This window comes from Bacillus infantis NRRL B-14911, assembly GCF_000473245.1.
In the GTDB taxonomy this organism is placed as follows: Bacteria; Bacillota; Bacilli; order Bacillales; family Cytobacillaceae; genus Bacillus_AB; species Bacillus_AB infantis.
In genome coordinates, this window is sequence record NC_022524.1 from 37,501 (window position 1) to 60,719 (window position 23,219).

25 protein-coding genes and 2 rRNA genes (1 of these 27 running past the window's edge) are annotated in these 23,219 nt (G+C 47.3%); 25 read left to right on the plus strand and 2 right to left on the minus strand.

All coding sequences use genetic code 11. The features are described 5' to 3' along the window. A 23S ribosomal RNA gene (locus N288_RS00180) occupies nucleotides 1-802 on the plus strand; it begins 2,143 nt to the left of the window's first position. Between the two features lie 69 nt (nucleotides 803-871). Beyond that, nucleotides 872-988: ribosomal RNA gene (rrf, locus tag N288_RS00185) — 5S ribosomal RNA — on the plus strand. 543 nt (nucleotides 989-1,531) lie between these two features. Here rrf and N288_RS00195 read toward each other — a convergent pair. Beyond that, nucleotides 1,532-1,735, minus strand: coding sequence for a sigma factor G inhibitor Gin (locus N288_RS00195; RefSeq protein ID WP_022543201.1), 204 nt, complete (start codon nucleotides 1,733-1,735; stop codon nucleotides 1,532-1,534). Nucleotides 1,736-1,963: 228 nt separating this feature from the next. Here N288_RS00195 and N288_RS00200 point away from each other — a divergent pair, with 228 nt between their 5' ends. The 10 genes from N288_RS00200 (at nucleotide 1,964) to rsmI (ending at nucleotide 9,178) form a co-directional block, all read left to right on the plus strand. Further along, entirely contained in the window at nucleotides 1,964-3,424 is a 1,461-nt protein-coding gene (locus tag N288_RS00200) for an aminotransferase class I/II-fold pyridoxal phosphate-dependent enzyme (RefSeq protein WP_035401349.1), read from the plus strand. Next, nucleotides 3,417-4,052 carry a dTMP kinase gene (tmk, locus tag N288_RS00205; RefSeq protein ID WP_022543202.1) on the plus strand — a complete coding sequence of 212 codons (636 nt, stop codon included), beginning with the start codon at nucleotides 3,417-3,419 and terminating at the stop codon, nucleotides 4,050-4,052. Before N288_RS00200 ends, tmk begins: the two co-directional genes overlap by 8 nt. A 175-nt stretch (nucleotides 4,053-4,227) precedes the next feature. Next, nucleotides 4,228-4,557, plus strand: a complete 330-nt coding sequence (locus N288_RS00210; protein ID WP_009791690.1) for a cyclic-di-AMP receptor — start codon at nucleotides 4,228-4,230, stop codon at nucleotides 4,555-4,557. 25 nt (nucleotides 4,558-4,582) lie between these two features. Beyond that, nucleotides 4,583-5,023: a YaaR family protein gene (locus N288_RS00215; protein ID WP_009791691.1), complete on the plus strand. Its 441-nt coding sequence runs from the start codon at nucleotides 4,583-4,585 to the stop codon at nucleotides 5,021-5,023. Between the two features lie 13 nt (nucleotides 5,024-5,036). After that, nucleotides 5,037-6,044 carry a DNA polymerase III subunit delta' gene (gene holB / locus N288_RS00220; RefSeq protein WP_009791692.1) on the plus strand — a complete coding sequence of 336 codons (1,008 nt, stop codon included), beginning with the start codon at nucleotides 5,037-5,039 and terminating at the stop codon, nucleotides 6,042-6,044. Beyond that, complete coding sequence (locus N288_RS00225) at nucleotides 6,037-6,864, plus strand: PSP1 domain-containing protein (protein WP_009791693.1); 828 nt, start codon at nucleotides 6,037-6,039, stop codon at nucleotides 6,862-6,864. The genes holB and N288_RS00225 overlap by 8 nt, the downstream gene beginning before the upstream one ends. A 13-nt stretch (nucleotides 6,865-6,877) precedes the next feature. Continuing rightward, nucleotides 6,878-7,246 carry a DNA replication initiation control protein YabA gene (gene yabA / locus N288_RS00230; protein WP_009791694.1) on the plus strand — a complete coding sequence of 123 codons (369 nt, stop codon included), beginning with the start codon at nucleotides 6,878-6,880 and terminating at the stop codon, nucleotides 7,244-7,246. A 58-nt stretch (nucleotides 7,247-7,304) separates the two neighbouring features. Next, nucleotides 7,305-8,045, plus strand: coding sequence for a tRNA1(Val) (adenine(37)-N6)-methyltransferase (locus N288_RS00235; RefSeq protein ID WP_009791695.1), 741 nt, complete (start codon nucleotides 7,305-7,307; stop codon nucleotides 8,043-8,045). Then, nucleotides 8,035-8,322 carry a GIY-YIG nuclease family protein gene (locus N288_RS00240; protein ID WP_009791696.1) on the plus strand — a complete coding sequence of 96 codons (288 nt, stop codon included), beginning with the start codon at nucleotides 8,035-8,037 and terminating at the stop codon, nucleotides 8,320-8,322. The genes N288_RS00235 and N288_RS00240 overlap by 11 nt, the downstream gene beginning before the upstream one ends. Then, nucleotides 8,300-9,178, plus strand: coding sequence for a 16S rRNA (cytidine(1402)-2'-O)-methyltransferase (rsmI, locus tag N288_RS00245; protein ID WP_009791697.1), 879 nt, complete (start codon nucleotides 8,300-8,302; stop codon nucleotides 9,176-9,178). Before N288_RS00240 ends, rsmI begins: the two co-directional genes overlap by 23 nt. Nucleotides 9,179-9,269: 91 nt before the next feature. Here the strand turns inward: rsmI and N288_RS00250 are convergent, their stop codons facing one another. Then, nucleotides 9,270-9,554 (minus strand): AbrB/MazE/SpoVT family DNA-binding domain-containing protein, encoded by a 285-nt coding sequence (locus N288_RS00250; RefSeq protein WP_009791698.1) that lies wholly within the window; start codon nucleotides 9,552-9,554, stop codon nucleotides 9,270-9,272. A gap of 1,181 nt (nucleotides 9,555-10,735) precedes the next feature. Here N288_RS00250 and metG point away from each other — a divergent pair. The 13 genes from metG to glmU all read left to right on the plus strand — a co-directional run bounded on the left by metG (nucleotide 10,736) and on the right by glmU (nucleotide 23,197). Then, nucleotides 10,736-12,697 carry a methionine--tRNA ligase gene (gene metG, locus N288_RS00255; RefSeq protein ID WP_009796187.1) on the plus strand — a complete coding sequence of 654 codons (1,962 nt, stop codon included), beginning with the start codon at nucleotides 10,736-10,738 and terminating at the stop codon, nucleotides 12,695-12,697. Nucleotides 12,698-12,848: 151 nt separating this feature from the next. Beyond that, nucleotides 12,849-13,619: a TatD family hydrolase gene (locus N288_RS00260; RefSeq protein WP_009796186.1), complete on the plus strand. Its 771-nt coding sequence runs from the start codon at nucleotides 12,849-12,851 to the stop codon at nucleotides 13,617-13,619. A gap of 268 nt (nucleotides 13,620-13,887) precedes the next feature. Beyond that, a complete protein-coding gene (locus N288_RS00270; RefSeq protein ID WP_022543204.1) occupies nucleotides 13,888-15,081 on the plus strand; it encodes a G5 and 3D domain-containing protein in 1,194 nt (397 codons plus the stop codon). 207 nt (nucleotides 15,082-15,288) lie between these two features. Continuing rightward, on the plus strand, nucleotides 15,289-15,849 hold the full coding sequence (gene rnmV / locus N288_RS00275) for a ribonuclease M5 (protein ID WP_009796183.1): 561 nt from the start codon (nucleotides 15,289-15,291) through the stop codon (nucleotides 15,847-15,849). Next, complete coding sequence (gene rsmA, locus N288_RS00280) at nucleotides 15,842-16,723, plus strand: 16S rRNA (adenine(1518)-N(6)/adenine(1519)-N(6))-dimethyltransferase RsmA (RefSeq protein ID WP_009796182.1); 882 nt, start codon at nucleotides 15,842-15,844, stop codon at nucleotides 16,721-16,723. Before rnmV ends, rsmA begins: the two co-directional genes overlap by 8 nt. A 156-nt stretch (nucleotides 16,724-16,879) precedes the next feature. After that, entirely contained in the window at nucleotides 16,880-17,755 is an 876-nt protein-coding gene (gene yabG, locus N288_RS00285; protein WP_022543205.1) for a sporulation peptidase YabG, read from the plus strand. Nucleotides 17,756-18,068: 313 nt separating this feature from the next. Continuing rightward, entirely contained in the window at nucleotides 18,069-18,332 is a 264-nt protein-coding gene (gene veg, locus N288_RS00290) for a biofilm formation stimulator Veg (RefSeq protein ID WP_009796178.1), read from the plus strand. Nucleotides 18,333-18,490: 158 nt separating this feature from the next. After that, nucleotides 18,491-18,661: a small, acid-soluble spore protein, alpha/beta type gene (locus N288_RS00295; RefSeq protein ID WP_009796176.1), complete on the plus strand. Its 171-nt coding sequence runs from the start codon at nucleotides 18,491-18,493 to the stop codon at nucleotides 18,659-18,661. 256 nt (nucleotides 18,662-18,917) lie between these two features. Beyond that, a complete protein-coding gene (gene ispE, locus N288_RS00300) occupies nucleotides 18,918-19,787 on the plus strand; it encodes a 4-(cytidine 5'-diphospho)-2-C-methyl-D-erythritol kinase (protein WP_009796175.1) in 870 nt (289 codons plus the stop codon). A 58-nt stretch (nucleotides 19,788-19,845) separates the two neighbouring features. Continuing rightward, the gene (gene purR / locus N288_RS00305) at nucleotides 19,846-20,673 is read left to right on the plus strand and encodes a pur operon repressor (protein WP_035403610.1); all 828 of its coding nucleotides are present in this window, start codon (nucleotides 19,846-19,848) and stop codon (nucleotides 20,671-20,673) included. A 14-nt stretch (nucleotides 20,674-20,687) separates the two neighbouring features. Further along, on the plus strand, nucleotides 20,688-21,062 hold the full coding sequence (ridA, locus tag N288_RS00310; protein ID WP_009796173.1) for a 2-iminobutanoate/2-iminopropanoate deaminase: 375 nt from the start codon (nucleotides 20,688-20,690) through the stop codon (nucleotides 21,060-21,062). Nucleotides 21,063-21,290: 228 nt separating this feature from the next. Beyond that, complete coding sequence (gene spoVG / locus N288_RS00315; RefSeq protein ID WP_009336662.1) at nucleotides 21,291-21,581, plus strand: septation regulator SpoVG; 291 nt, start codon at nucleotides 21,291-21,293, stop codon at nucleotides 21,579-21,581. Between the two features lie 242 nt (nucleotides 21,582-21,823). Beyond that, complete coding sequence (gene glmU, locus N288_RS00320; RefSeq protein WP_009796169.1) at nucleotides 21,824-23,197, plus strand: bifunctional UDP-N-acetylglucosamine diphosphorylase/glucosamine-1-phosphate N-acetyltransferase GlmU; 1,374 nt, start codon at nucleotides 21,824-21,826, stop codon at nucleotides 23,195-23,197. The last annotated feature ends 22 nt before the right edge of the window (nucleotides 23,198-23,219 follow it).

Consider the following 23,219-nt stretch of genomic DNA (forward strand, 5'->3'; position numbering starts at 1 on the left):
TGGTACAGCTTGTACAGGATAGGTAGGAGCCTTTGAAGCCGGAGCGCCAGCTTCGGTGGAGGCATTGGTGGGATACTACCCTGGCTGTATTGAAATTCTAACCCGCGCCCCTGATCGGGGCGGGAGACAGTGTCAGGCGGGCAGTTTGACTGGGGCGGTCGCCTCCTAAAAAGTAACGGAGGCGCCCAAAGGTTCCCTCAGAATGGTTGGAAATCATTCGCAGAGTGTAAAGGCACAAGGGAGCTTGACTGCGAGACCTACAAGTCGAGCAGGGACGAAAGTCGGGCTTAGTGATCCGGTGGTTCCGCATGGAAGGGCCATCGCTCAACGGATAAAAGCTACCCCGGGGATAACAGGCTTATCTCCCCCAAGAGTCCACATCGACGGGGAGGTTTGGCACCTCGATGTCGGCTCATCGCATCCTGGGGCTGTAGTCGGTCCCAAGGGTTGGGCTGTTCGCCCATTAAAGCGGTACGCGAGCTGGGTTCAGAACGTCGTGAGACAGTTCGGTCCCTATCCGTCGTGGGCGCAGGAAATTTGAGAGGAGCTGTCCTTAGTACGAGAGGACCGGGATGGACGCACCGCTGGTGTACCAGTTGTCTTGCCAAAGGCATCGCTGGGTAGCTATGTGCGGAAGGGATAAGTGCTGAAAGCATCTAAGCATGAAGCCCCCCTCGAGATGAGATTTCCCATAGCGTCAAGCTAGTAAGATCCCTGAAAGATGATCAGGTTGATAGGTCTGAGGTGGAAGCGTGGTGACACGTGGAGCTGACAGATACTAATAGATCGAGGACTTAACCACATTTGATTGCTTTGTAATTCTTCTTCTGCATTATCTAGTTTTGAGGGAACAAAAACCTCATCTAAATAGTCTGGTGGCGATAGCGAGAAGGTCACACCCGTTCCCATACCGAACACGGAAGTTAAGCTTCTCAGCGCCGATGGTAGTTGGGGGCTCTCCCCCTGTGAGAGTAGGACGCTGCCGGGCAAAATGAAGAACAGTCTGTGGGACTGTTCTTTTTTTGTGCTGTTTTTAGTGAAATGGAGAAGGTTTTAATAAGAAAAGGGTTCTTGGGCGAAATTAGTGACGGCGTGGGGGAAATGAGCAGGTTTTCGTCGAGAATATTGGGGAGAGCAGCTGCTTTGGTTTTGAATTTAATCATTTGGCTCGATAATCTACCGACTCAGCGATTTATTTAATCAAATGGCCAATTAATTTACCAAAATCCCAACTAATTTACCATTTGCCTTAAATCCAACTACAGCCGGCAGCTGCTTTCTTAAATGTATGCCGGACGGGCGAATTGCTCTGCGTCCTTGCTTAACATATCGTTGAATAAAGCAGCTTTAACCATGAATAATCAATTCGCAAGACAATCCACCAACACCCCAACTAGACTAATAAATATAACCCTGCTGTCCAACCCCACACTCTGCCTTCTAATGTGATTGCCTGCTGCGGCCGCCATGGACACAATGTTAAAATGGATGCTTTCGTACAAAAAACCACAAAAAAAAGAAGCATCAGCTTCTACGAGAATATTTCCGGTGTATTTACTTTCCGCAGTTTCTTTAGATAATATTTATATTTTGGATTGTCCGTGTCGGTGTTAATCAGATCAGATTCACAATCTGTGCAGATGAAAGAAGTATATAAATGTATGCCCCTTGTTTTATCCTCTTCGCAAATGACACAGGTTTTCTTCATCTGATTGTTTGCCAATAAAGAATCCATATCTCCACCTCCACCTCTTATTCTGTCCATTGTGCAAAAAATAATACAATTTTTTGAAAAGTCTCGAGGGTATTTACATGTTTTCTATTGTATGTTCTGCTTCGCTTCCGGGTGTATGTCTATAGGCAATTCTTTTGGCAACAGCTTATTTTTATTTAGGGGACGCATTATCTTTTTAAGATGGGGTCTGATAAAATAGGTGAAGAATCTAACAATCTGGTGATAACAATGAATGACTATAATAATATTCCCCTGTACGGCAGGCTGCTGGATCATATAGGTAAGGACAGCATTTCCCTGCATGTCCCGGGACATAAGAATGGCCTTTTATATAAAGGCAGCCAAGAGGCCTACGCAGAGGCACTGAAGCTGGATGTGACGGAATTGTCCGGTCTGGATGATCTCCATGCTGCTTCAGGTGCCATCAAAGAAGCAGAACTTTTAGCAAGCAAGCTGTATGGAGCTAAAGAGAGCTCTTTTTTAATAAATGGGTCGACTGTTGGAAACCTTGCCATGATCCTTGGGACTGTGAAGGAAGGCGAGACGGTCCTTGTGCAGCGGAATTGCCATAAGTCCGTTTTGAATGGGATACGTCTTGCCAAGGCATCTTCTGTTTTCCTGGGGCCGGAGTATAATGGTGACTGGGGGGTGGCCGGTGGCATTGCTCCAGAGACGGTGGAAAAAGCTATCAGCCTTCACCCTGATGCCAAAGCAATCATCCTGACTTATCCGAACTATTATGGCATGGTATTTGATTTGCAGGCAATCATCCATAAAGCCCATCAGCATGGGATACCTGTATTGGTGGATGAGGCGCATGGGGCTCATCTGATTAAAATGTCCCGGCTGAAGTCAGCAGTGGAGCTGGGGGCTGATTTCGTGGTGCAGTCAGCCCATAAGACGCTCCCTGCCATGACGATGGGTGCTTATCTCCATTATAATAGCCGGCTCATCGGTTATGAGGGAGCAAGGGAATATTTGCAGATGCTGCAGTCCAGCAGCCCTTCTTATCCGATCATGGCATCATTGGATGGTGCCAGGCATTATTTAGAAACATTTACAGAAGAGGATGATAAAATCCTCCTTGAGCGTATAGAATCATTCAGGCGCGGGCTGGCCGGCATAAGCGGCCTGCTGGTGCTGGAATATGAAGAAGGTGCAGGAGACCCGCTGAAAGTTGTGATCCAGCCTGAAGGGTTGTCCGGCTTTGAGCTGCAGAGCCTGCTGGAGGATGAGGGGATTTATCCTGAAATGGCGGATCCCTATAATGTCGTGTTTGTCCTCCCGCTCTTAAAGAAGGATATGGATTTTCCTTTTAAAGAGATTATTTTTAAAACGGAGAAGGCCATGTCCGGAAAAAGGAAGGGCCAGACTGCAAAAGTGAATTATTTTCAAAAGCCATCTGTTTCGACCCTTGCCGTGAATGCCCAGGACCTGATGGGGATGAGCAGAAAAGCAGTATCCATGGAGGAGGCGGCAGGAAAGATATGCGCAGAGCTGATCATTCCGTATCCTCCAGGTATTCCGCTCCTTTTTCCCGGTGAAGTGATATCAGAAGAGGATGTGAAGAGCATCCGGCTTTTACAGGCAAGCGGTGCAAGGTTCCAGGGCGGCAGCCATTTAGATAAAAATCAAATCAGCATATATGCTTTACAAGCAGAATGTAAGCAGGAGGAACATGATGGATAAAGGTTTATTTATAACAGCGGAAGGTCCTGAGGGAGCCGGCAAGACGACTATTATCAATATGCTGGCGAGCGGGCTCGCTGATGAAGGATATAAAGTGATGCAGACGAGGGAGCCGGGCGGCATTGAAATCGCTGAGCAGATCAGGGCTGTTATCCTGGATACAAAGAATACGGCAATGGATCCTCGGACAGAGGCGCTTCTTTATGCAGCAGCGAGAAGGCAGCACTTGGCAGAGAAGGTGCAGCCTGCTCTTGATGAAGGCTATATCGTCCTGTGCGACCGTTTTATTGACAGCTCGCTTGCCTATCAGGGATATGCCCGGGGGCTTGGGATTGATGAGGTCTATTCGATCAATCATTTCGCCATTGAAGGCATGATGCCTGAGCTGACCTTATATTTTGATATTGATCCGGCTTCCGGCCTCCAGAGGATCGGCCGGAATCAAGGCCGGGAAGTGAACCGGCTGGATTTGGAGAGCCTGGAATTTCATACGAAGGTACGGGAAGGCTATGAGATCCTGCTTGCAAAATTCCCGGATAGGATTAGCCGCATAGATGCTTCTCTTCCTGTGGAAGAGGTTTACCAGCTGGCATCTGCCAGGCTGAAATCGCTGTTTGCAGATAAATAGATTCTGAACGAAAGGGCCTCATGGGGCCTTTTCTCCTTTTCAGGAAAGTTTTTTTGTTCTTTAGAGAACGGATTTATTTCATTGCTCCTGAATAGACACTGTTTATAGACAGAATTCTTGCTATAATATAGATAGATACACGCGGAAAAACACTTTTTAAAGGACGTGACAATAGATGAAGCTAATATTAGCCGTTATTCAGGATCAGGACAGCAATAAGCTGATGAGTGCGTTAGTGGAGCATAATTTCAGGGCAACAAAGATGGCGAGCACCGGCGGTTTTTTAAAAGCGGGCAACACGACCTTTATGATTGGTACAGATGATATCCGGGTGGACAAGGCCCTGCAGGTCATAAAGGACAGCTGCAGTGCGCGCGACCAGCTGGTGGCGCCAGTATCGCCGATGGGCGGGAATGCCGATTCTTATGTGCCGTATCCGGTTGAGGTCGAAGTGGGCGGAGCGACAGTATTTGTTCTGCCGGTTGAAAGCTTCCATCAGTTTTAATAAGGGATAACAGGAGACGATCGCTTTGAAAATAAATCAGGATTTGCGCCTTAACCTTGATAAGGTTAAGCAGGATCAAAAGCTTCAGCCAGGCGATGGGGCAAAGTTCCAGCAGCTTGTCCAGAAGCAGGACCAAAAAATGCAGATGGCCCAGCTTCAGGGGCTTTTGAAGGATATCGACTCTGCCGGGGAACGCCTGGGGAGATCGCGCAATTTCAAGGATCTTGCCAAGTTTAAAACACTTGTCAAACGTTTTGTGAAGGAAACAGTGGATTATGGGATGGAGCTGAACCAGTCCCACAGCTGGAACCAGTATGGACAGGGCCGGTCTTTAAAGATTGTGGAGACCATTGATCAGAAGCTGGCCGATCTGACGGAGGAAGTCATGAAGAAGGAAAAGCAGTCCATCGGTATTCTCGGGAAAATCGGGGAAATCAAAGGACTGCTCATTAATATATATATGTAGGTGAGTGATCAGTTTGGCAAAAACGTGGGAGCAGCTGGAGAGGCTTCAGCCTGCCGTATTGAAATTATTCAAAAACAGCATACAGAAGGACCGGCTTGCCCACGCCTATTTATTTGAAGGGATGAGGGGGACCGGCAAGAAGGATGCCGGGCTTCTTTTGGCAAAAAGCCTGTTCTGCGAAAGGCCGGAGGGCGGCTATATCCCATGTGAAGACTGCACGAACTGCAGGAGGATCAACAGCGGCAACCATCCGGACATACATCTGCTGGAGCCTGATGGGCTTTCAATTAAAAAGCATCAGATACAGGCGCTTCAGGAGGAGTTCTCGAAAACAGGAGTGGAGTCGAAGCGCAAGCTTTATATGATCAATCATGCCGATAAAATGACGGTAAATGCGGCGAACAGCCTTCTCAAGTTTCTGGAGGAGCCGAACTCTGACTCTGTCGCCATCCTGATGACCGAACAGGGACAAAGGATGCTGCCGACCATTTTGTCCCGCTGCCAGACCATTTCATTCATTCCGCTAACGCCCCAAAATATGGAAATGCAGCTTGCGGAAAACGGTGTAAGCCCGCAAATGGCGCCATTATTGGCCCAATTAACCAATAATTTGGATGAAGCAATCGCTCTCTCCAGTGATGATTGGTTTGCACAAGCACAAAAAATAGTGTTAAAATTATATGAAGTGCTGAAAAAGAATCCTTTAGAGGCGATGGTTGCACTGCAGGAAGAATGGTTTTTGCACTTTAAAGAGAAAGAGCAGTTTGATCGCGGTTTGGATTTGCTGATACTTATCTTTAAGGATTTACTATATATACAGCTTGGGAAAAAGGGACAGGCTGTTTATCTAAACGAGATGAACCGTTTAGAGCAATATGCATTACAAACGTCCGGACGTCGTCTGACCGAGCAGATGACAGCCATTTTGGAGGCAAAAAGAAAGCTGCACGCAAATATGAATCCGCAGCTGTTGATGGAACAGCTTGTGTTAAAATTGCAGGAGGGATCTTCATTTGTATGATGTAGTGGGAGTACGGTTTAAGAAAGCCGGGAAGATTTATTACTTCGATCCCGGAGATCTCTCAATTCAAAAGGACGACTTTGTAATCGTGGAAACAGTCCGGGGCGTAGAGTACGGAAAAGTAGTAATTGCCCGGAAGCAAGTGGATGAGAACGATGTTGTCCTTCCATTGAAAAAAGTTCTGAGAATTGCAGATCAAAAGGATCGGATGATTGTTGAGGAAAACAAGGAAGCTGCACATGAAGCCTATGAGGTGTGCTGTGAAAAAGTCAGCACTCATCAGCTTGATATGAAGCTTGTTGATGTTGAATATACATTTGATCGAAATAAAGTGATTTTTTACTTTACAGCCGACGGAAGAGTAGATTTCCGGGAGCTTGTAAAGGACTTGGCAGCGATCTTTCGGACAAGGATCGAATTGCGCCAAATTGGTGTTCGGGACGAAGCTAAGATGCTCGGTGGCATAGGACCATGCGGTAGGATGCTTTGCTGTTCTACCTTCCTGGGGGATTTTGATCCGGTGTCGATCAAGATGGCAAAGGACCAGAACCTTTCCCTTAACCCAACTAAAATATCCGGACTGTGCGGACGTCTCATGTGCTGCCTGAAGTACGAGAATGATGAGTATGAGTCTGCGAAAGAGCAGCTGCCGGATATAGGAGCGGTCATCAATACTCCACAGGGCCGCGGCAAAGTGGTTGGGCTCAATATTTTAGAACGCGTTCTGCAAGTGGAAGTGAGAGACCAGGAGCGTGTCCTTGAATATACGCTGGACGAAGTGCTGACAGAAGGTGCTGTTTCGGTACAATCCACAGATTAATGAGGTGGAACGCGTGGATAAAAAAGAAATTTTTGACTCCGTGATCAATATGGAAACCCAAATCGGACAACTGTATACACAGCTTGGCGAGCTTAAACAGCATCTGGCAGAGATACTTGAGGAGAATAATTCCCTGAAGCTGGAGAATGACCATTTAAGGCGCCGGCTGGAAACAACGGCAGAGCAACAGTCCAACAGGAAGAAAGACAAGAAAGGGAAAAGCAAGCCTCAGCAGGATGATAAAGTCATCGATATTGGTGAAGGCTATGACAATCTTGCAAGGCTTTACCAGGAAGGTTTCCATATTTGCAATCTGCATTTTGGGAGCCCGCGCAAAGAAGGGGATTGCCTTTTCTGCCTTTCCTTCCTTAATAAGAAATAATGTAAGCCTTCCTTTTGCCGGGAAGGCTCTTTTTACAATGTTTATCGGAGGAAATTGTATGCTGAATTTAAAAGGGGATGAGCGGCTGGATTATCTGCTTGCTGAAAAGCTGCGCATCATCCAGAGCCCGTCTGTGTTTTCTTTTTCCCTGGATGCAGTCCTGCTGGCGAGGTTTTCTTATGTGCCGATCCAGAAAGGGAACCTGATTGATCTGTGCAGCGGGAATGGTGTAATCCCGCTGTTTTTGAGCAGCCGGACAAAAGGGTCGATCACCGGTGTGGAAATCCAGGAGAGGCTCCATGATATGGCTGTGAGAAGCATAGAGTACAATGGGCTTGAAGACAGGATTAAAATGATTCATGGGGATATCAAGGAGATGCCGACCCTGCTTGGGCACGGGAAGTATGATATTGTAACATGCAATCCGCCTTATTTCCTTACCCCAGCCAAAGATCAGATCAATGCCAATGAACATCTTGCCATTGCCAGGCATGAGATTCTGTGCACACTGGAGGATGTGGTGCGCGTCTCAAGCCAGCTGCTGAAACAGGGAGGAAAGGCGGCTTTTGTCCACAGGCCAGGAAGGCTCCTTGATATGGTCACTCTGATGAGGCAGTATAAGCTTGAGCCGAAGCGTCTCCAGTTTGTTTATCCGAAACAGGGCAAAGAAGCCAATATGCTCCTTGTTGAAGGGGTCAAGCAGGGGAGCCCGGATTTGAAGGTGCTGCCGCCGCTTTATATCTATAATAAAGATCATGAATATACACCGGAAATCAGTGAGATGTTATATGGAAAATGATGCACATTACTTCTATGTTTTAAAATGCAGAGATGGCAGCCTCTATGCCGGCTACACCAATGATCTCGACAGGCGGGTCAGGCTTCATAATGAAGGGAAGGCGGCTAAATATACAAGGGGGCGGGGACCGGTTGTGCTAGTCTACCATCAGGTCTTTTCAGGAAAAACTGAAGCGATGAGGGCAGAATATCAATTCAAGCAGTTAAGCAGAAAAAAGAAAGAAGACTTTCTAATGAAGGAAACAGGTGATTTGGATGTGGCAGCAAAAGAGCTTTAGCAATGATTATAAGAAGGGTACGCTTTATTTGGTGCCGACGCCGATTGGAAACCTGGAGGATATGAGCTTCCGGGCCGTGCGGATGCTGAAAGAGGCTGATTATATTGCAGCTGAGGATACACGTAATACAAAGAAGCTTTGCAATTATTTTGAAATAGAAACGCCTGTCATCAGCTATCACGAGCATAATAAAGGCCATAGCGGTGAAAAGATCATTCAGATGCTTGAAGAGGGATCAGCGGTTGCCGTGGTGAGTGATGCCGGGATGCCGACTATCTCGGATCCGGGCTATGACCTGGTCGTAAAGGCGCTTGAACACCAGCTGACTGTTGTTCCGCTTCCAGGGGCAAATGCTGCACTGACGGCTCTCATTGCTTCAGGCATTGCCTCGCAGCCTTTTTATTTCTATGGTTTCCTGAACAGACAGAAAAAAGAAAAAAAGCAGGAGCTGGAAAAGCTCGCTAAAATGGATGCAACCATTATCCTGTATGAATCTCCGCATCGCCTGAAGGAAACACTGCAGCTGATGAGCGGGCAGTTAGGCGAACGCCAGGCCGTTCTATGCCGGGAGCTTACAAAGAGATATGAAGAATTCATCCGGGGCAGCCTTTCAGAGCTGGCGGAATGGGCAGAATCTGATGAAGTCAGAGGAGAATTCTGTATTATCCTGGAGGGGAACCCGGAGGGAGAATCAGCGGAAGAAGATATGTGGTGGGAGCAGCTTTCCATTGAAGAGCATGTGAAGCACTATATATCTGTGAAGGAAATGAGCTCCAAGGATGCCATCAAGCAGACAGCGAAGGATAGGAGCCTGAATAAAAGAGAAGTTTACAGCGCCTATCATATTGAACAATAGAAAAAAGCTTCCGGTATATGGAAGCTTTTTTCTTTTCATATAGTATCAAAAAGTATTACACTTACACAGAGCGCAAGTGACTATACTTTTATTATTTTGCAGTTTCAAATGTGCTTTGGATTTCTTTCAGCAGCTGCTCTGCACCGTCACGGCTCAGGATCAGCTTGCCGCCTGCAAGTGTGATGTTATCATCAGAGACTTCGCCGGTAACCTGGCAAGTCATGTTTGGCTTATATTTTTTCAAAATGATGCGCTCATCATCAACATAGATTTCAAGAGCGTCCTTTTCGGCGATGCCAAGTGTACGTCTTAACTCAATCGGAATAACTACGCGTCCCAGCTCATCAACTTTACGAACAATACCTGTAGATTTCATATTAAAAATCTCCTCTCATATCTCCACTATTTTCTTTTTCTCTATCTATAGATTCGTCATTATTCGACAAAATTCTTATAGATTACATAATACCAGCCATTCCCAAATCCGTCAATTACTTTTAAATCAAATTTTTTTAGAAATTTTTAGGCGATGAAGAAAGTTGCTATATCAGGGTTTTGTGGCTGGAGAGACACATTTTTGGTATAGAGCTGTTCTGAAGATTATTTTGAATTAAGAGTATAAATTTATACTATGATAACATCATTCGACAAAATTCTACAATAATGTCGAAACGCTTCATAATATATACTTCGTGCTTGGTTCCGGATTTTTGGGGATGGAAGGGGGAGCTTCAGACCTGGGCAAGCCGCCTCCGCTTTTCTTCATGTCCAGCTCCCGGCGCTAGCCCCTCGAGTCTTAAGCCAATCAGATCAGGAGGTTAAAGAACAACCTTCCGCTCTGCCCGTCTTAAGCTTGTCGGGGCTGAGCAAGCGCCCTCCGCCTTTCTTCATGTCCAGCTCCGGGCGCTAGCCCCTCGAGTCCTAAGCCAATCAGATCAGAAGGTTAAAGAACAACCTTCCGCTCTGCTCGTGTTAAGCTTGTCGGGGCTGAGCAAGCGCCCTCCGCCTTTCTTCTTGTCCAGCTCCGGCTCCTAGGTGCTCGAGTCATAAGCCACTTTGGAACCGAAGGCAAAGAACGCCTTCAATTCCAAAGCGTCTTATGCTGGGCTCACAGGATGTGGGTCATGCAGGCGTTGCCACAGGACGTGGCGTATTTAGCCTCCGTTCCTTAAATTGCAAGTCGCCTCCGCCTTTCTTATGTCCAGCTCCAGCGGCTAGAGCCTCGAGTCATAAGCCACGGCAGAATTAAAGGCAAAGAACGCCTTTTATTCTGCCGCGTCTTATGCTTGTCGGCTCTGGGCAAGCCGCTTCCGCCTTTCTTAGTTGCACTATTTGATATTTTTAGGTATATTTTGAGGGTATAAGAGGCTATGCTGACGAGTATAGAAAACATAGTGAATTTGCTTGATTGCGGGCATGCTAGGCTGATTTTCGCTCTCGTCCTGGAAAGGGCGGGATTTTTTGCATTCAGGGCCTGAGATGCCATGTCAAATAGATGGACGAGCTTGTTTCTTTTGCTTGCTCTTACTTTGCTGAACATTAACAGGAGGGAAACCAATGGAAGGAAAATTGAAGACCTTTTATCTTACAACCCCGATCTATTATCCGAGCGGAAATCTGCATATCGGCCATGCCTACACAACAGTGGCCGGAGATGCGATGGCCCGCTATAAGCGCCTGCGCGGCTATGATGTAATGTATTTGACCGGTACGGATGAACATGGACAGAAAATTCAGCAGAAAGCTGAAGAAAAAGGCGTAACGCCGCAGGAGTATGTTGATGAGATCGTCGATGGCATCAAGGACCTGTGGAGCAAGCTGGACATCTCCTATGATGATTTCATCCGCACGACCCAGGATCGCCACAAACAGGTGGTTGAAAAGATTTTCGCCCGCCTGCTTGAGCAGGGCGATATTTATTTGGGAGAATATGAAGGCTGGTATTGTACGCCTTGTGAATCATACTTCACAGAACGCCAGCTGGTTGACGGCAACTGCCCTGACTGCGGACGCCCTGTCAATAAAGTGAAGGAAGAATCCTATTTCTTCAAGGTGAGCAAATACGCAGACAGGCTGCTTAAGTATTATGAAGAAAATCCGCATTTCATCCAGCCAGAATCACGCAAGAATGAAATGATCAACAATTTCATCAAGCCTGGACTTGAGGACCTGGCTGTTTCAAGGACAACCTTTGACTGGGGCGTAAAAGTGCCGGACAATCCAAAGCATGTGGTATATGTATGGATCGATGCGCTTTCCAACTATATTACGGCCCTTGGCTACGGAACAGAAGACGACTCCAAATATCTGAACTATTGGCCTGCGGATGTCCATCTGGTCGGCAAGGAAATTGTCCGTTTCCATACGATCTACTGGCCAATCATGCTGATGGCGCTGGATCTGCCGCTGCCAAAGAAGGTATTTGCCCATGGCTGGCTTTTGATGAAGGATGGGAAAATGTCCAAATCCAAAGGGAATGTCGTTGATCCTGTTACATTGATTGACCGCTACGGACTGGATTCCCTCCGCTATTACCTCCTTCGCGAAGTGCCGTTCGGCGCTGATGGTGTTTTTACACCGGAAGGATTTGTTGAGAGGGTCAATTTCGACCTGGCAAATGACCTGGGCAATCTGCTTAACCGTACGGTGGCAATGATCGAGAAGTATTTTGACGGAACGATACCTGCCTATCAAGGATCTGAAGGCGAGTTTGACAAGCAGCTGCTTGATATGAACAAAGAAACAGTCGCCAAGTATGAAGAAGCGATGGAAAAGATGGAATTCTCTGTAGCCCTTTCATCTGTGTGGCAGCTTGTGAGCAGGACGAACAAGTACATCGATGAAACACAGCCATGGGTGCTTGCGAAGGACGAAGCACGCAAGGAAGAGCTGGGCAATGTGATGTTCCACCTGGCTGAGTCTCTGAGAAGGACCGGCGTATTGCTGAAGCCTTTCCTGACACGCACGCCGGATGGAATCTTCAATCAGCTGAATGTGAATACAGAAGAGCTGACATCATGGGAAAGCCTCGAGACGTTCGGCCTGATTCCGGAGAATACGAAGGTAGTCAAAGGAGACCCGATCTTCCCAAGGCTTGATATGAAAGAAGAAGTGGAATACATTAAAGAAAAAATGCAGGGAAGCGCACCAGCTCCTGCAGCAGAAGAGAAGAAGGTGCCTGAGAAGCCGGACAGCGAGGAAATCACAATTGATGATTTTATGAAGCTGGACCTGCGGGTAGCTGAAGTCATTTCGGCTGAGCCGGTCAAGAAAGCGGATAAGCTTCTAAAGCTTCAGCTTGATCTTGGGTATGAAAAGAGGCAGGTAGTTTCCGGGATTGCAAAATTCTATAAGCCGGAAGAGCTTGTCGGCCGCAAGGTTATCTGTGTGACCAACCTTAAGCCGGTTAAGCTGCGGGGCGAGCTTTCAGAAGGTATGATCCTGGCCGGAAGCGAGGACGGAGCGCTGTCACTTGCGACTATTGCCGAGTCACTGCCAAACGGAGCGCGTGTAAAATAAGCCAGTAGAATGGACATAGGGATGTTTTGCGTTTCATAAGCGTCGGACAGCCCTATGTTTTCTTTCATTTAAGGACAGGAAAGATATTTTGTAACATAAATGAAATAATAGAGATGTAAATATAATATTTTCTCTAGTAAGGAGTTTTTCTATGTTATTCGACACGCATGTACATTTGAATGCCGAACAGTTTGAGGAAGATCTGGAAGAAGTGATCGGGAGGGCGCAGGCAGAAGGTGTCTCCCATATGGTGGTTGTCGGCTTTGACCGCCCGACAATCACCAAAGCCATGGAGCTGGCAGAAGCCTATGATTTTATTTTTGCATGTGTCGGCTGGCATCCTGTCGATGCTATTGATATGACTGATGAGGACCTGGCCTGGATCGAGGAGCTGGCTGCCCATCCAAAAGTAGTGGCAATCGGGGAGATGGGGCTTGACTATCATTGGGATAAATCGCCGAAGGATGTCCAGAAGGATGTATTCAGAAGGCAGATCAGGCTGGCGAAGAAAGTTAAGCTGCCGATCGTCATCCATAATCGGGACGCAACGGCTGATGTTGTGGAAATCCTGAGGGAAGAGGGAGCGGGAGAGGTCGGCGGCATCATGCATTGCTACAGCGGGAGTGTCGAAGTGGCTAAGGAATGCCTTGATATGAATTTCTATATTTCTCTCGGTGGCCCGGTAACCTTCAAAAATGCGAAAAAACCGAAGGAAGTCGCAGAGGCAGTTCCTCTTGAAAAGCTATTGATTGAAACCGACTGCCCTTATCTTGCTCCGCATCCCTACCGGGGAAAAAGGAATGAGCCTGCCTATGTTAAGCTGGTGGCTGAGCAGATTGCCGAACTGAAAGGGCTGGCATTCAAAGAAGTGGCAGAAGCGACAACGGAAAATGCAAAAAGATTATTCGGCATCAACCGCTAAGCGTTTTTGTCGATTCATGGGGGAGCTTGTCCCTATTAAGTCCAATTCTTAAAAGTTCTACACGCCTCCTTTTCGTCATAGGATAACCGTGTCGATAAGTCTCTCTTTCCTTTCTCTTGTTTTTTTTGCATAATAGGAAATACGTTTTCCCCCTCCCGCCCAGGAAAGCAGCAAAATGAGAGAAAAGTGTTTGAGTTGACAGCCGGCAAGATACTCTATATAATCACTCCGAAGAGAAAAGGAGGCGTTTTTCATCGCGATTGAGAACATGAAAAACCTGTTTTCCAAGTCTTTGAGTAAGAAAAAACTGACCGTCATGGTTGCTAGTTTAATAGTTTTTTCGGCAGCTGCCGGGTTCATGATTTTTGAAACCACGAAAAAAACAGTAGCAGTTTCCATGAATGGCCAGGACAAAGTCATCAAAACACATGCAGATACAGTTCAAGATATATTCGATGATCTGGAAATATCCCTTCGCTCAGAAGACTATCTGTTTCCCTCGGGAAGCACAAAGGTAAAGGACGGCTTAGAGGTAGTATGGGAGCCGGCAAAACAGGTTCAACTGACAGACAGCAGCGGGAAGAAAACGATTTGGACAACGGCTGATACGGTTGGCGGGCTTTTAAAGGAGCAGAATATTGCACTTTCAGAGCACGATAAAGTCAATCCGAAGCCGGATGAGGGAATTAAGGACGATTTAAAGATAGAAGTGGAAAAAGCTTTTGCGTTGACGCTCATTGAGGGCGGCAAGAAACAACAAATGTGGTCAACTTCGACTACGGTCGCTGACTTTTTATCGCAGCAGGGAATTACACTAAACAATATGGACCGTGTTGAACCAAAGCTAGAAGAGACAGTCAAGGAAAATGCCATTGTCAATGTCATTCGAGTTGAAAAAGTCACCGATGTAGTGGAAGAACCAATCAGTTATGCCGTGGTTACAAAGAAGGACGCCAGCCTTGCCAAGGGGAAGGAACAGGTTGTCTCCCACGGGCAGGAAGGCCTTTTATCAAGGCAGTATGAAGTTGTTTTGGAAAACGGAAAAGAAACATCCAGAAAATTGCTCAGTGAAAAGAAAGTAAAAGAGAAAAAGGATAAGATTGTTGCTGTCGGCACGAAGGTTATGGCGCAGAGGGTTGCTGTTTCCCGCGGAGCGGGCTCAAGCGAGTCCGGCAGGGAGATGTATGTTTCCTCTACTGCATATACTCCAAGCTGCAGCGGATGCTCGGGCATAACCGCTACAGGGATCAATCTTAAATCAAACCCAGGCATAAAAGTCATCGCCGTTGATCCGCGGGTAATCCCGCTAGGCACGAAAGTCTATGTCGAAGGATATGGCTATGCAGTGGCAGCCGATACCGGCTCTGCCATTAAGGGCAATAAAATCGATGTATTCTTTGCTTCCAAGTCGGATGCATACCGGTGGGGAAGAAAGACGGTTAAAATCAAAATATTAGACTAAACGATTTATGCAGGGGAAGAATTTCTCCTGTTTTTTTGTTGGTTTAGCGGAGTCTGGCAATGCGGAATGATTTTTTCCCGGCGATTCGGTAATATATAATAAAACACAGACGGATTGTTTTTATTGTTACTCATACTATTAGACGATTCAGATTACAAAAATGTTTCAAGTTTTTATCAAATTTTTCATTTTAATTTTGGAGGACCAATGAAGATTAAAGAAATCATTGTAGTGGAAGGCAAGGATGATACGACGGCTATAAAGAGGGCGGTCAATGCTGACACGATTGAAACGAACGGTTCAGCCATCAATGCGGCAACTCTGGAAAGAATCAAGCATGCTCAAAGCAAGAGGGGTGTCATCGTTCTGACGGATCCGGACTTCCCGGGCCAGAAGATCCGTGATAGCATCACCCGCCATGTGCCTGGCTGCAAGCATGCTTTCATAGATAAGACGGATGCACTGCCGAAGTCGGGGAGAGGCCTGGGGGTCGAGCACGCTTCCCCTGAGACGATCAGGAAAGCACTCCGGGAGGCCCAGACTATGCAGGAAACAGCCCGGGAGGAAATTACCCAGGAAGATTTGATCCTGGCCGGCCTCATCGGCGGGAGCAGCGCGAGGGAGCGCAGGGAGAAGCTGGGAAGGCTTCTTAAGATTGGGTATACTAACGGAAAACAGCTTCATAAGAGACTGATGATGTTCCAGGTCCCGAAAGAAGACTTTGCATCTGCCATTGAAGCGATCGACCAGGAGGAGCGCCATGCATAAAGATATCGCAACACCACTTAGAACACGTGCCATACTTGAAAAATACGGCTTCAGCTTTAAAAAGAGCCTGGGGCAGAACTTCCTGATAGACACCAATATACTGAACCGGATCGTCGACCATGCCGAGCTCCGGGAAGGTTCAGGAGCAATTGAGATCGGGCCCGGCATTGGGGCACTCACAGAGCAGCTGGCCAAGCGGAGCGAAAAAGTGGTCGCCTTTGAAATTGACCAGAGGCTCCTTCCGATCCTGAAGGAAACGCTCGCACCTTATCCGAATGCTGAAGTGATCCATCAGGATGTCCTGAAGGCTGATGTTAAAACCACAATCGAGGAAAGGTTTGCACCGGGCCAGGATCTGATGGTGGTTGCCAATCTCCCGTATTATGTGACCACTCCGATCATCATGAAGCTCCTGGAGGAAAAACTGCCGATCCGCGGGATCGTCTGCATGCTCCAGAAGGAAGTGGCTGACCGCATTTCGGCCAAGCCGGGCTCAAAGGACTATGGATCGCTTTCAATTGCCGTCCAGTATTATACAGAAGCAGAAACGGTCATGATCGTTCCCAAGACTGTATTTGTTCCGCAGCCGAATGTCGACTCGGCCGTGATCAGGCTGACGAGGAGGGAGCAGCCTCCAGTGCTGGTGAAGGATGAGGCATTCTTTTTCCAGGTGACAAAGGCAAGCTTTGCTCAAAGAAGGAAGACCATCCTCAACAACCTGACAAGCCAGCTGCATGAAGGAAAGCAGAAAAAAGAGGCCATCCTTGCTGCATTGGAGACAGCAGGCATTGAGCCTTCCAGACGCGGGGAGACCCTTTCAATCGGGGAGTTTGGCCGCCTGAGCGATGAACTTTATCCCCATTTTAAAAATTAACGAGCAGGAGCCCGGAAATCGCCGGGCTTCTTTTTTTATTTGCCTGCTGCCGCCCATTCACCCGGAAGGCACATGTGCAGGGGCATTTGCATAGTTTATGAAAGAACCAGAAGCGATTAGACCAGCTCGGCACAGGAGCTTAATGGAGTGACGCCAGTGAGCATTAACCTTATGGATATTGTAGGAAGGGTTTCATATAACTGTGACATCATGTTTCGGGTGATCGATATACGTGAAGAAGAAGGCCGGAAGCTCGCGGTTCTGTATGGAGAGGATATCAGGCTGATAGCGGATGCGCCTTATGAAGATCTGATTGTGATCAACCAGTCAGAGCGGATGAAGATGTCAAGGCAGTATCAGTCCCTTGAGGAACAGTCTTATAATCTGTTCAGGCAGGATGTGAGCCTCCTGAAGCAGAAGCAGGAATACGAAGCAACCGGCGCATACAGCAAGCCGTTCAATTATTTTCAGATCCCGGGCAGGGTGCTTCATCTGGACGGTGATCCGTCCTATTTAAAAAAATGCCTTTCCCTATATGAGAAGATCGGTGTCCCGGTAACCGGGATTCACTGCAATGAAAAAGAGATGCCGAGTAAAATAGGCCAGCTCATCGACTATTACAGGCCGGATATCCTGGTCATCACAGGGCATGATGCCTACTCAAAGGCCAAAGGCAAGGTGACCGATATCAATGCTTACCGCCATTCCAAGCATTTTGTCCAGACGGTCAGGGAAGCGCGGAGAAAGATTCCCCATCTGGATCAGCTGGTCATATTTGCAGGGGCCTGCCAGTCGCATTTCGAATCCCTGATCCACGCAGGGGCCAATTTTGCAAGCTCGCCATCACGTGTCAATATCCATGCCCTTGATCCCGTCTATATTGTGGCTAAAATCAGTTTCACGCCTTTTATGGAGCGGATTAATGTATGGGACGTCCTCCGAAATACGCTGACAGGCGAAAAGGGGCTTGGCGGGATAGAGACAAAAGGTGTGCTCCGGACGGGCATGCCGTTTAATAAAGGAGCGGAATAAGGGGAATAAGCCGGCATAAGAGCGGGCTTATTTTTTTGTTCAGGCACTGTCTGGCATTTGCTTAAGTCAGGCAGGACAGGCTTTCGCCAGCTCTGTTTTCAGGCTGCCCAAATGATAAGCAGCAAGGTTTTCCTGTCTTATTCATATTTGGCACATAATTCGCTTATTTTAGGGAATGATAAAAATGTTGAAAAATAGGATAAAAAGTAGACGAAAATATATTGACAATCTTTTTTAAAGACTGTTATAATTTATGTTTTTATTTGACTCTACTGTGTCAGTGTGATATACTTTACATAGTGAGGTGGACCGAATGGCAAAAACATTAACGGACATAAAAAAGGCTCTTGATTCAAATTTGGGGAAAAGGCTTTTGCTTAAAGCCAATGGCGGGCGCAGGAAAACGATTGAACGTTCAGGCGTGCTGGCAGAAACATATCCCTCTGTATTTGTGATTGAACTTGATCAGGATGAAAATGCATTCGAACGCGTATCTTACAGTTATGCAGATGTTTTAACAGAAACGGTTCAAATTACCTTCTACGAAGACGCATCAGGACATATGGCTTTAAGCTGATATATATCCTTTTCTAAAAAGCAGGGGCGGCAAAACAATTTTTGCCGCCCCTGCTTTTTAATTTGCTCCCGCAGAAACAGTCAAATATAGGTTTGCATGGGCAGGCTTGATGCCGCCTACAATAAAAATACCGCAATGCTTAAAAAGGGGATGTTGCATTGAGCAGGAGAAAAGGCGTCATGTCAGAAGGATTCAAGGAAGAACTGGCGAAAGAGCTCGGCTTCTATGATGTTGTCCAGAAGGAAGGCTGGGGAGGCATCCGGGCGAAGGATGCCGGCAATATGGTGAAACTGGCGGTAGAAAAAGCACAGCAGAGCCTCCTTCAGTAAAAAATGATGTTCACTGCTTCAAGCTTGAAACCAAACAGCTGCATTTGCGGGCCCGGGGGCAACCCCCGGGTTTTTTGCGTCTAATGGGCTCCAAGGCCCTTCCAGACAGCTCATTCTGCCTTTTCTCTTTCCCATTCGCATGGTAAAATTACTTATTTGTTGAAGAATGTCTGATTCGAACGTCTTACAAGCCCTGTTTTGTGGTAAAATAGGACAAAAACTGAGACGTTGAAATGAGCAGAAGTAGGTGGGTATTTTGAAGCTTTTAGTAAAGGCGCCGGCTAAGATCAATTTATCGCTGGATGTATTATATAAACGGCCGGATGGCTACCATGAGGTGGAGATGATCATGACGACGATCGATCTCGCCGACCGCCTTGAATTGACTGAATTGAAAAAAGACGAAATCAGGATCATTTCCCATAACCGGTTTGTGCCTGATGACCAGCGGAATCTCGCATACCAGGCGGCATCCCTGCTGAAGGAGCGGTTCAAGGTAAAACAGGGAGTGGCCATTACGATAGAAAAGACCATTCCGGTCGCGGCAGGGCTTGCCGGCGGCAGCAGCGACGCAGCAGCAGCCCTGAGAGGCTTGAATAAGCTGTGGGGGCTCGGCCTTTCACTGGATGAGCTTGCAGAGATCGGAGCGGAAATAGGATCAGATGTATCTTTCTGTGTCTATGGCGGTACTGCGCTGGCGACGGGGCGGGGAGAAATGATTAAGCATCTGCCGGCACCGCCGACATGCTGGGTGATCCTCGCGAAGCCATTCATCGGGGTATCGACTGCGGATGTATACAGGCGCCTCGATCTGAAAGGGATCCATCATCCGAATACCGCGGGCATGGTAGAGGCGATCAAGGATGGCGATTACAGCAGCGTATGCGAAAATGTCGGGAATGTACTGGAAGATGTGACGCTCAATCTTTATCCTGAAGTCGCACAAATCAAAGATCAGATGAAAAGGTTCGGAGCGGATGCTGTGCTGATGAGCGGATCGGGGCCTACGGTGTTCGGCCTTGTTCACCATGATTCAAGAATGCACCGGATTTATAACGGCCTGAAAGGCTTCTGTGATCAGGTCTTCGCGGTACGAATGCTGGGTGATCAGCATAAGCTTGATTAAATCCGTATATTAGTGGTATATTATCGTTAATTATTCGGATTCCGGAGGTTTCGTAATGATGAAGTTTCGCCGCAGCGAGCGCTTAATAGATATGACGAATTATCTGCTGGAGCATCCCCGGCAGCTGGTGTCCCTCACTTTTTTTGCCGACCGTTACGGCTCTGCCAAATCTTCGATCAGCGAAGACCTGGCCATTATAAAAGAGACATTCGAACAGCGGGGAATCGGCACCCTTCAGACAGTGCCGGGTGCAGCCGGTGGAGTGAAGTACTCTGTAAAGGTAAGCGATGATGAGGCACGCCCTTTTATAAGCGGGCTTTGTGAGGTCATTGCCAGCCCCGAAAGGCTCCTGCCGGGAGGCTACCTGTATATGACTGATATCCTCGGCGATCCGGCGATTGTCCAGAAGGCGGGAAGAGTCTTTGCCTCCGCTTTTGCCGATGCTGATATCGATGTAGTCATGACCGTGGCAACAAAAGGGATCCCGCTTGCCTACGCTGTCGGGGCATACTTAAATGTGCCGGTCGTGATCGTCAGGAGAGACAGCAGGGTGACAGAAGGATCGACAGTGAGCATCAACTATGTTTCAGGGTCAGCCAAGCGCATCCAGACGATGGTGCTTTCGAAAAGAAGCCTGGAAGAAGGATCGAAGGTGCTGATTGTCGATGATTTTATGAAAGCAGGCGGTACGGTCAACGGCATGATCAGCATGCTGGAGGAATTCAAGGCACATGTTGCCGGGATTGCGGTCCTGGTGGAAGCAGAAAAAGCTGAAGAACGCCTTGTTGATGAATATTTGTCTCTTGTCCAGCTTGCAGATGTGGATGTCAAAGAGAAGAAAATCAATGTGACAGAGGGAAACTATTTCAGGCATAAGAACGGATAAAGGTGGGAGAAGCCATGAAAAAAGTTCATACAGAGATGGCTCCGGCTGCAATCGGACCATACTCACAGGGAATTGTCGTAAACAATATGTTTTACAGCTCAGGCCAGATTCCATTGACTGCCGGAGGCATCATGGTGGATGGCAATGTCAAGGAGCAGACGCACCAAGTGTTCAAGAACCTCCAGGCTGTACTGAAGGAAGCGGGTGCTTCGCTGGAAACGGTCGTAAAGGCGACGGTCTTCATCAAAGATATGAATGACTTCGCGGAGATCAATGAAGTGTATGGAGAATATTTCGGAGAGCACAAGCCGGCCCGTTCCTGTGTGGAAGTAGCAAGGCTGCCAAAAGATGCACTGGTTGAAATTGAAGTAATAGCGCTCGTTAAATAAAACGGGGGCTTTTTTTTTACCTCAAAATATTTTCTGAATTACCTGTAAATTTAGGTGGTTTGTACTGCTGTGGAAGGTCCGCACTTTCTGTAAGCGCCTCCTTTTGCTTCCTTTTCCCCAGAGCACGGGAAAAAACCCAAAAAAAAATTCCCATTTAAGAAGGAGAATTGGAAAATTTGTTGAATTAATAAAATTAGAATTTATTTACTAGTAAAGGTGGTGAACCAAATGGAGGTAACTGACGTAAGATTGCGCCGTGTAAATACAGATGGACGGATGAGAGCAATTGCTTCAATTACTTTAGACCATGAGTTTGTTGTTCATGATATCCGTGTCATTGACGGCAATAATGGCCTATTTGTCGCAATGCCAAGCAAACGTACACCTGATGGAGAGTTCCGTGATATCGCTCACCCGATCAATTCCGGAACGCGCGGCAAGATCCAAGAAGCTGTTTTGGCAGAATATCACCGCTTAGGCGAATTAGAAGTTGAATTTGAAGAAGCCGGAGCTTCTTAAGTATAATTGCAACGAGGGCCTACTTCATTAGTCAGGCTCTTTTTTATGGCCATTTTCACTGCCTGCTCCTTATTATTGCCTTTCCCCTGTAAGACCCCTGTATAAACCATCCTTCTTAAATAATTTCCTTCCCAGAAAATCTTCCTTATGACAAAAATATGTACTTTGGCAACATTCCTTGAAATGAAAGGCTTTTTGAGATATATTCTTAATGGATAAAAAGGTAAATTGGAGGCCTGTAAATGTCTACACGTTTCGCGGTAATTTTAGCCGCAGGCCAAGGGACACGCATGAAGTCAAAGCTTTATAAAGTGCTTCATCCCGTTTGCGGCAAACCAATGGTTCAGCATGTTGTGGATCAAGTATCGAATCTTCATATAGAAAAAATCGTCACCATCATCGGGCATGGCGCCGAGCTTGTCAAATCCCAGCTGGGTGATGCAAGCAGCTATGCGCTTCAGGAGGAACAGCTCGGCACAGCCCATGCTGTCATGCAGGCTAAGGATGCCCTTGAAGGAAAAGAGGGTGTGACCATCGTTGTGTGTGGGGATACACCACTCATCAAGGCAGAAACAATGGAGTCGCTCTTCCGCCATCATGAGGAAACTGGTGCAAAAGCAACCATCCTTACTGCCATTGCTCCTGATCCTGCAGGATATGGAAGAATTGTACGGAATGAAGAGGGGCATGTCGAGAAAATCGTCGAGCATAAGGATGCGACAGAGCAGGAGAGAAGCATCACCGAAATCAACACAGGTACATACTGCTTTGATAACGCATCGCTTTTCCGTGCCCTTAACAATGTCAGCAATGACAATGTCCAAGGAGAGTATTACCTGCCTGATGTCATTGAAATCCTGAAAACTGAAGGTGAGACGGTATCAGCCTTCGCAACAGGCGATTTCGATGAGTCACTGGGCGTCAATGACCGTGTTGCTCTTTCTCAGGCAGAACGCATCATGAAAAGGCGCATAAATGAGAAGCATATGAGAAACGGTGTGTCGCTCATCGATCCTGAACAGACGTATATCAGCCCTGAAGCGGTGATCGGCCAGGATACAGTCATCTATCCGGGAACAGTCATCCAGGGGGCTGCGGTGATCGGCTCAGAATGCGTGATCGGCCCCAACACGGAAATCAAGGACTGTACGATCGGGGACACCACTGTTATCAGGCATTCTGTCGCCCACGACAGCAGCATCGGCAGTGGTGTAGCGATTGGGCCGTTTGCCCATATCCGTCCTCAGTCAGATATCCATGATGAAGTGAAGGTCGGCAATTTCGTTGAAATTAAGAAGTCTGTTTTCGGCAAAGGAAGCAAGGCCTCCCACCTCAGTTATATTGGGGATGCGGAAGTCGGAAGCGATGTGAACCTCGGCTGCGGCTCAATCACAGTCAATTATGACGGGAAAAATAAATTCCTGACAAAAATCGAAGACGGTGCATTCATTGGCTGCAACTCCAATCTGGTTGCACCTGTAACGGTCGGAAAGGGCGCGTATGTAGCGGCCGGCTCTACCATCACGGAAGATGTGCCTGGAGAAGCGCTGGCAGTGGCCCGTGCAAGGCAGACGAATAAAGAAGATTATGTGAGCAAGCTTAATAACAAGAAATAATAGTGATAAAAAGCTAATGGAG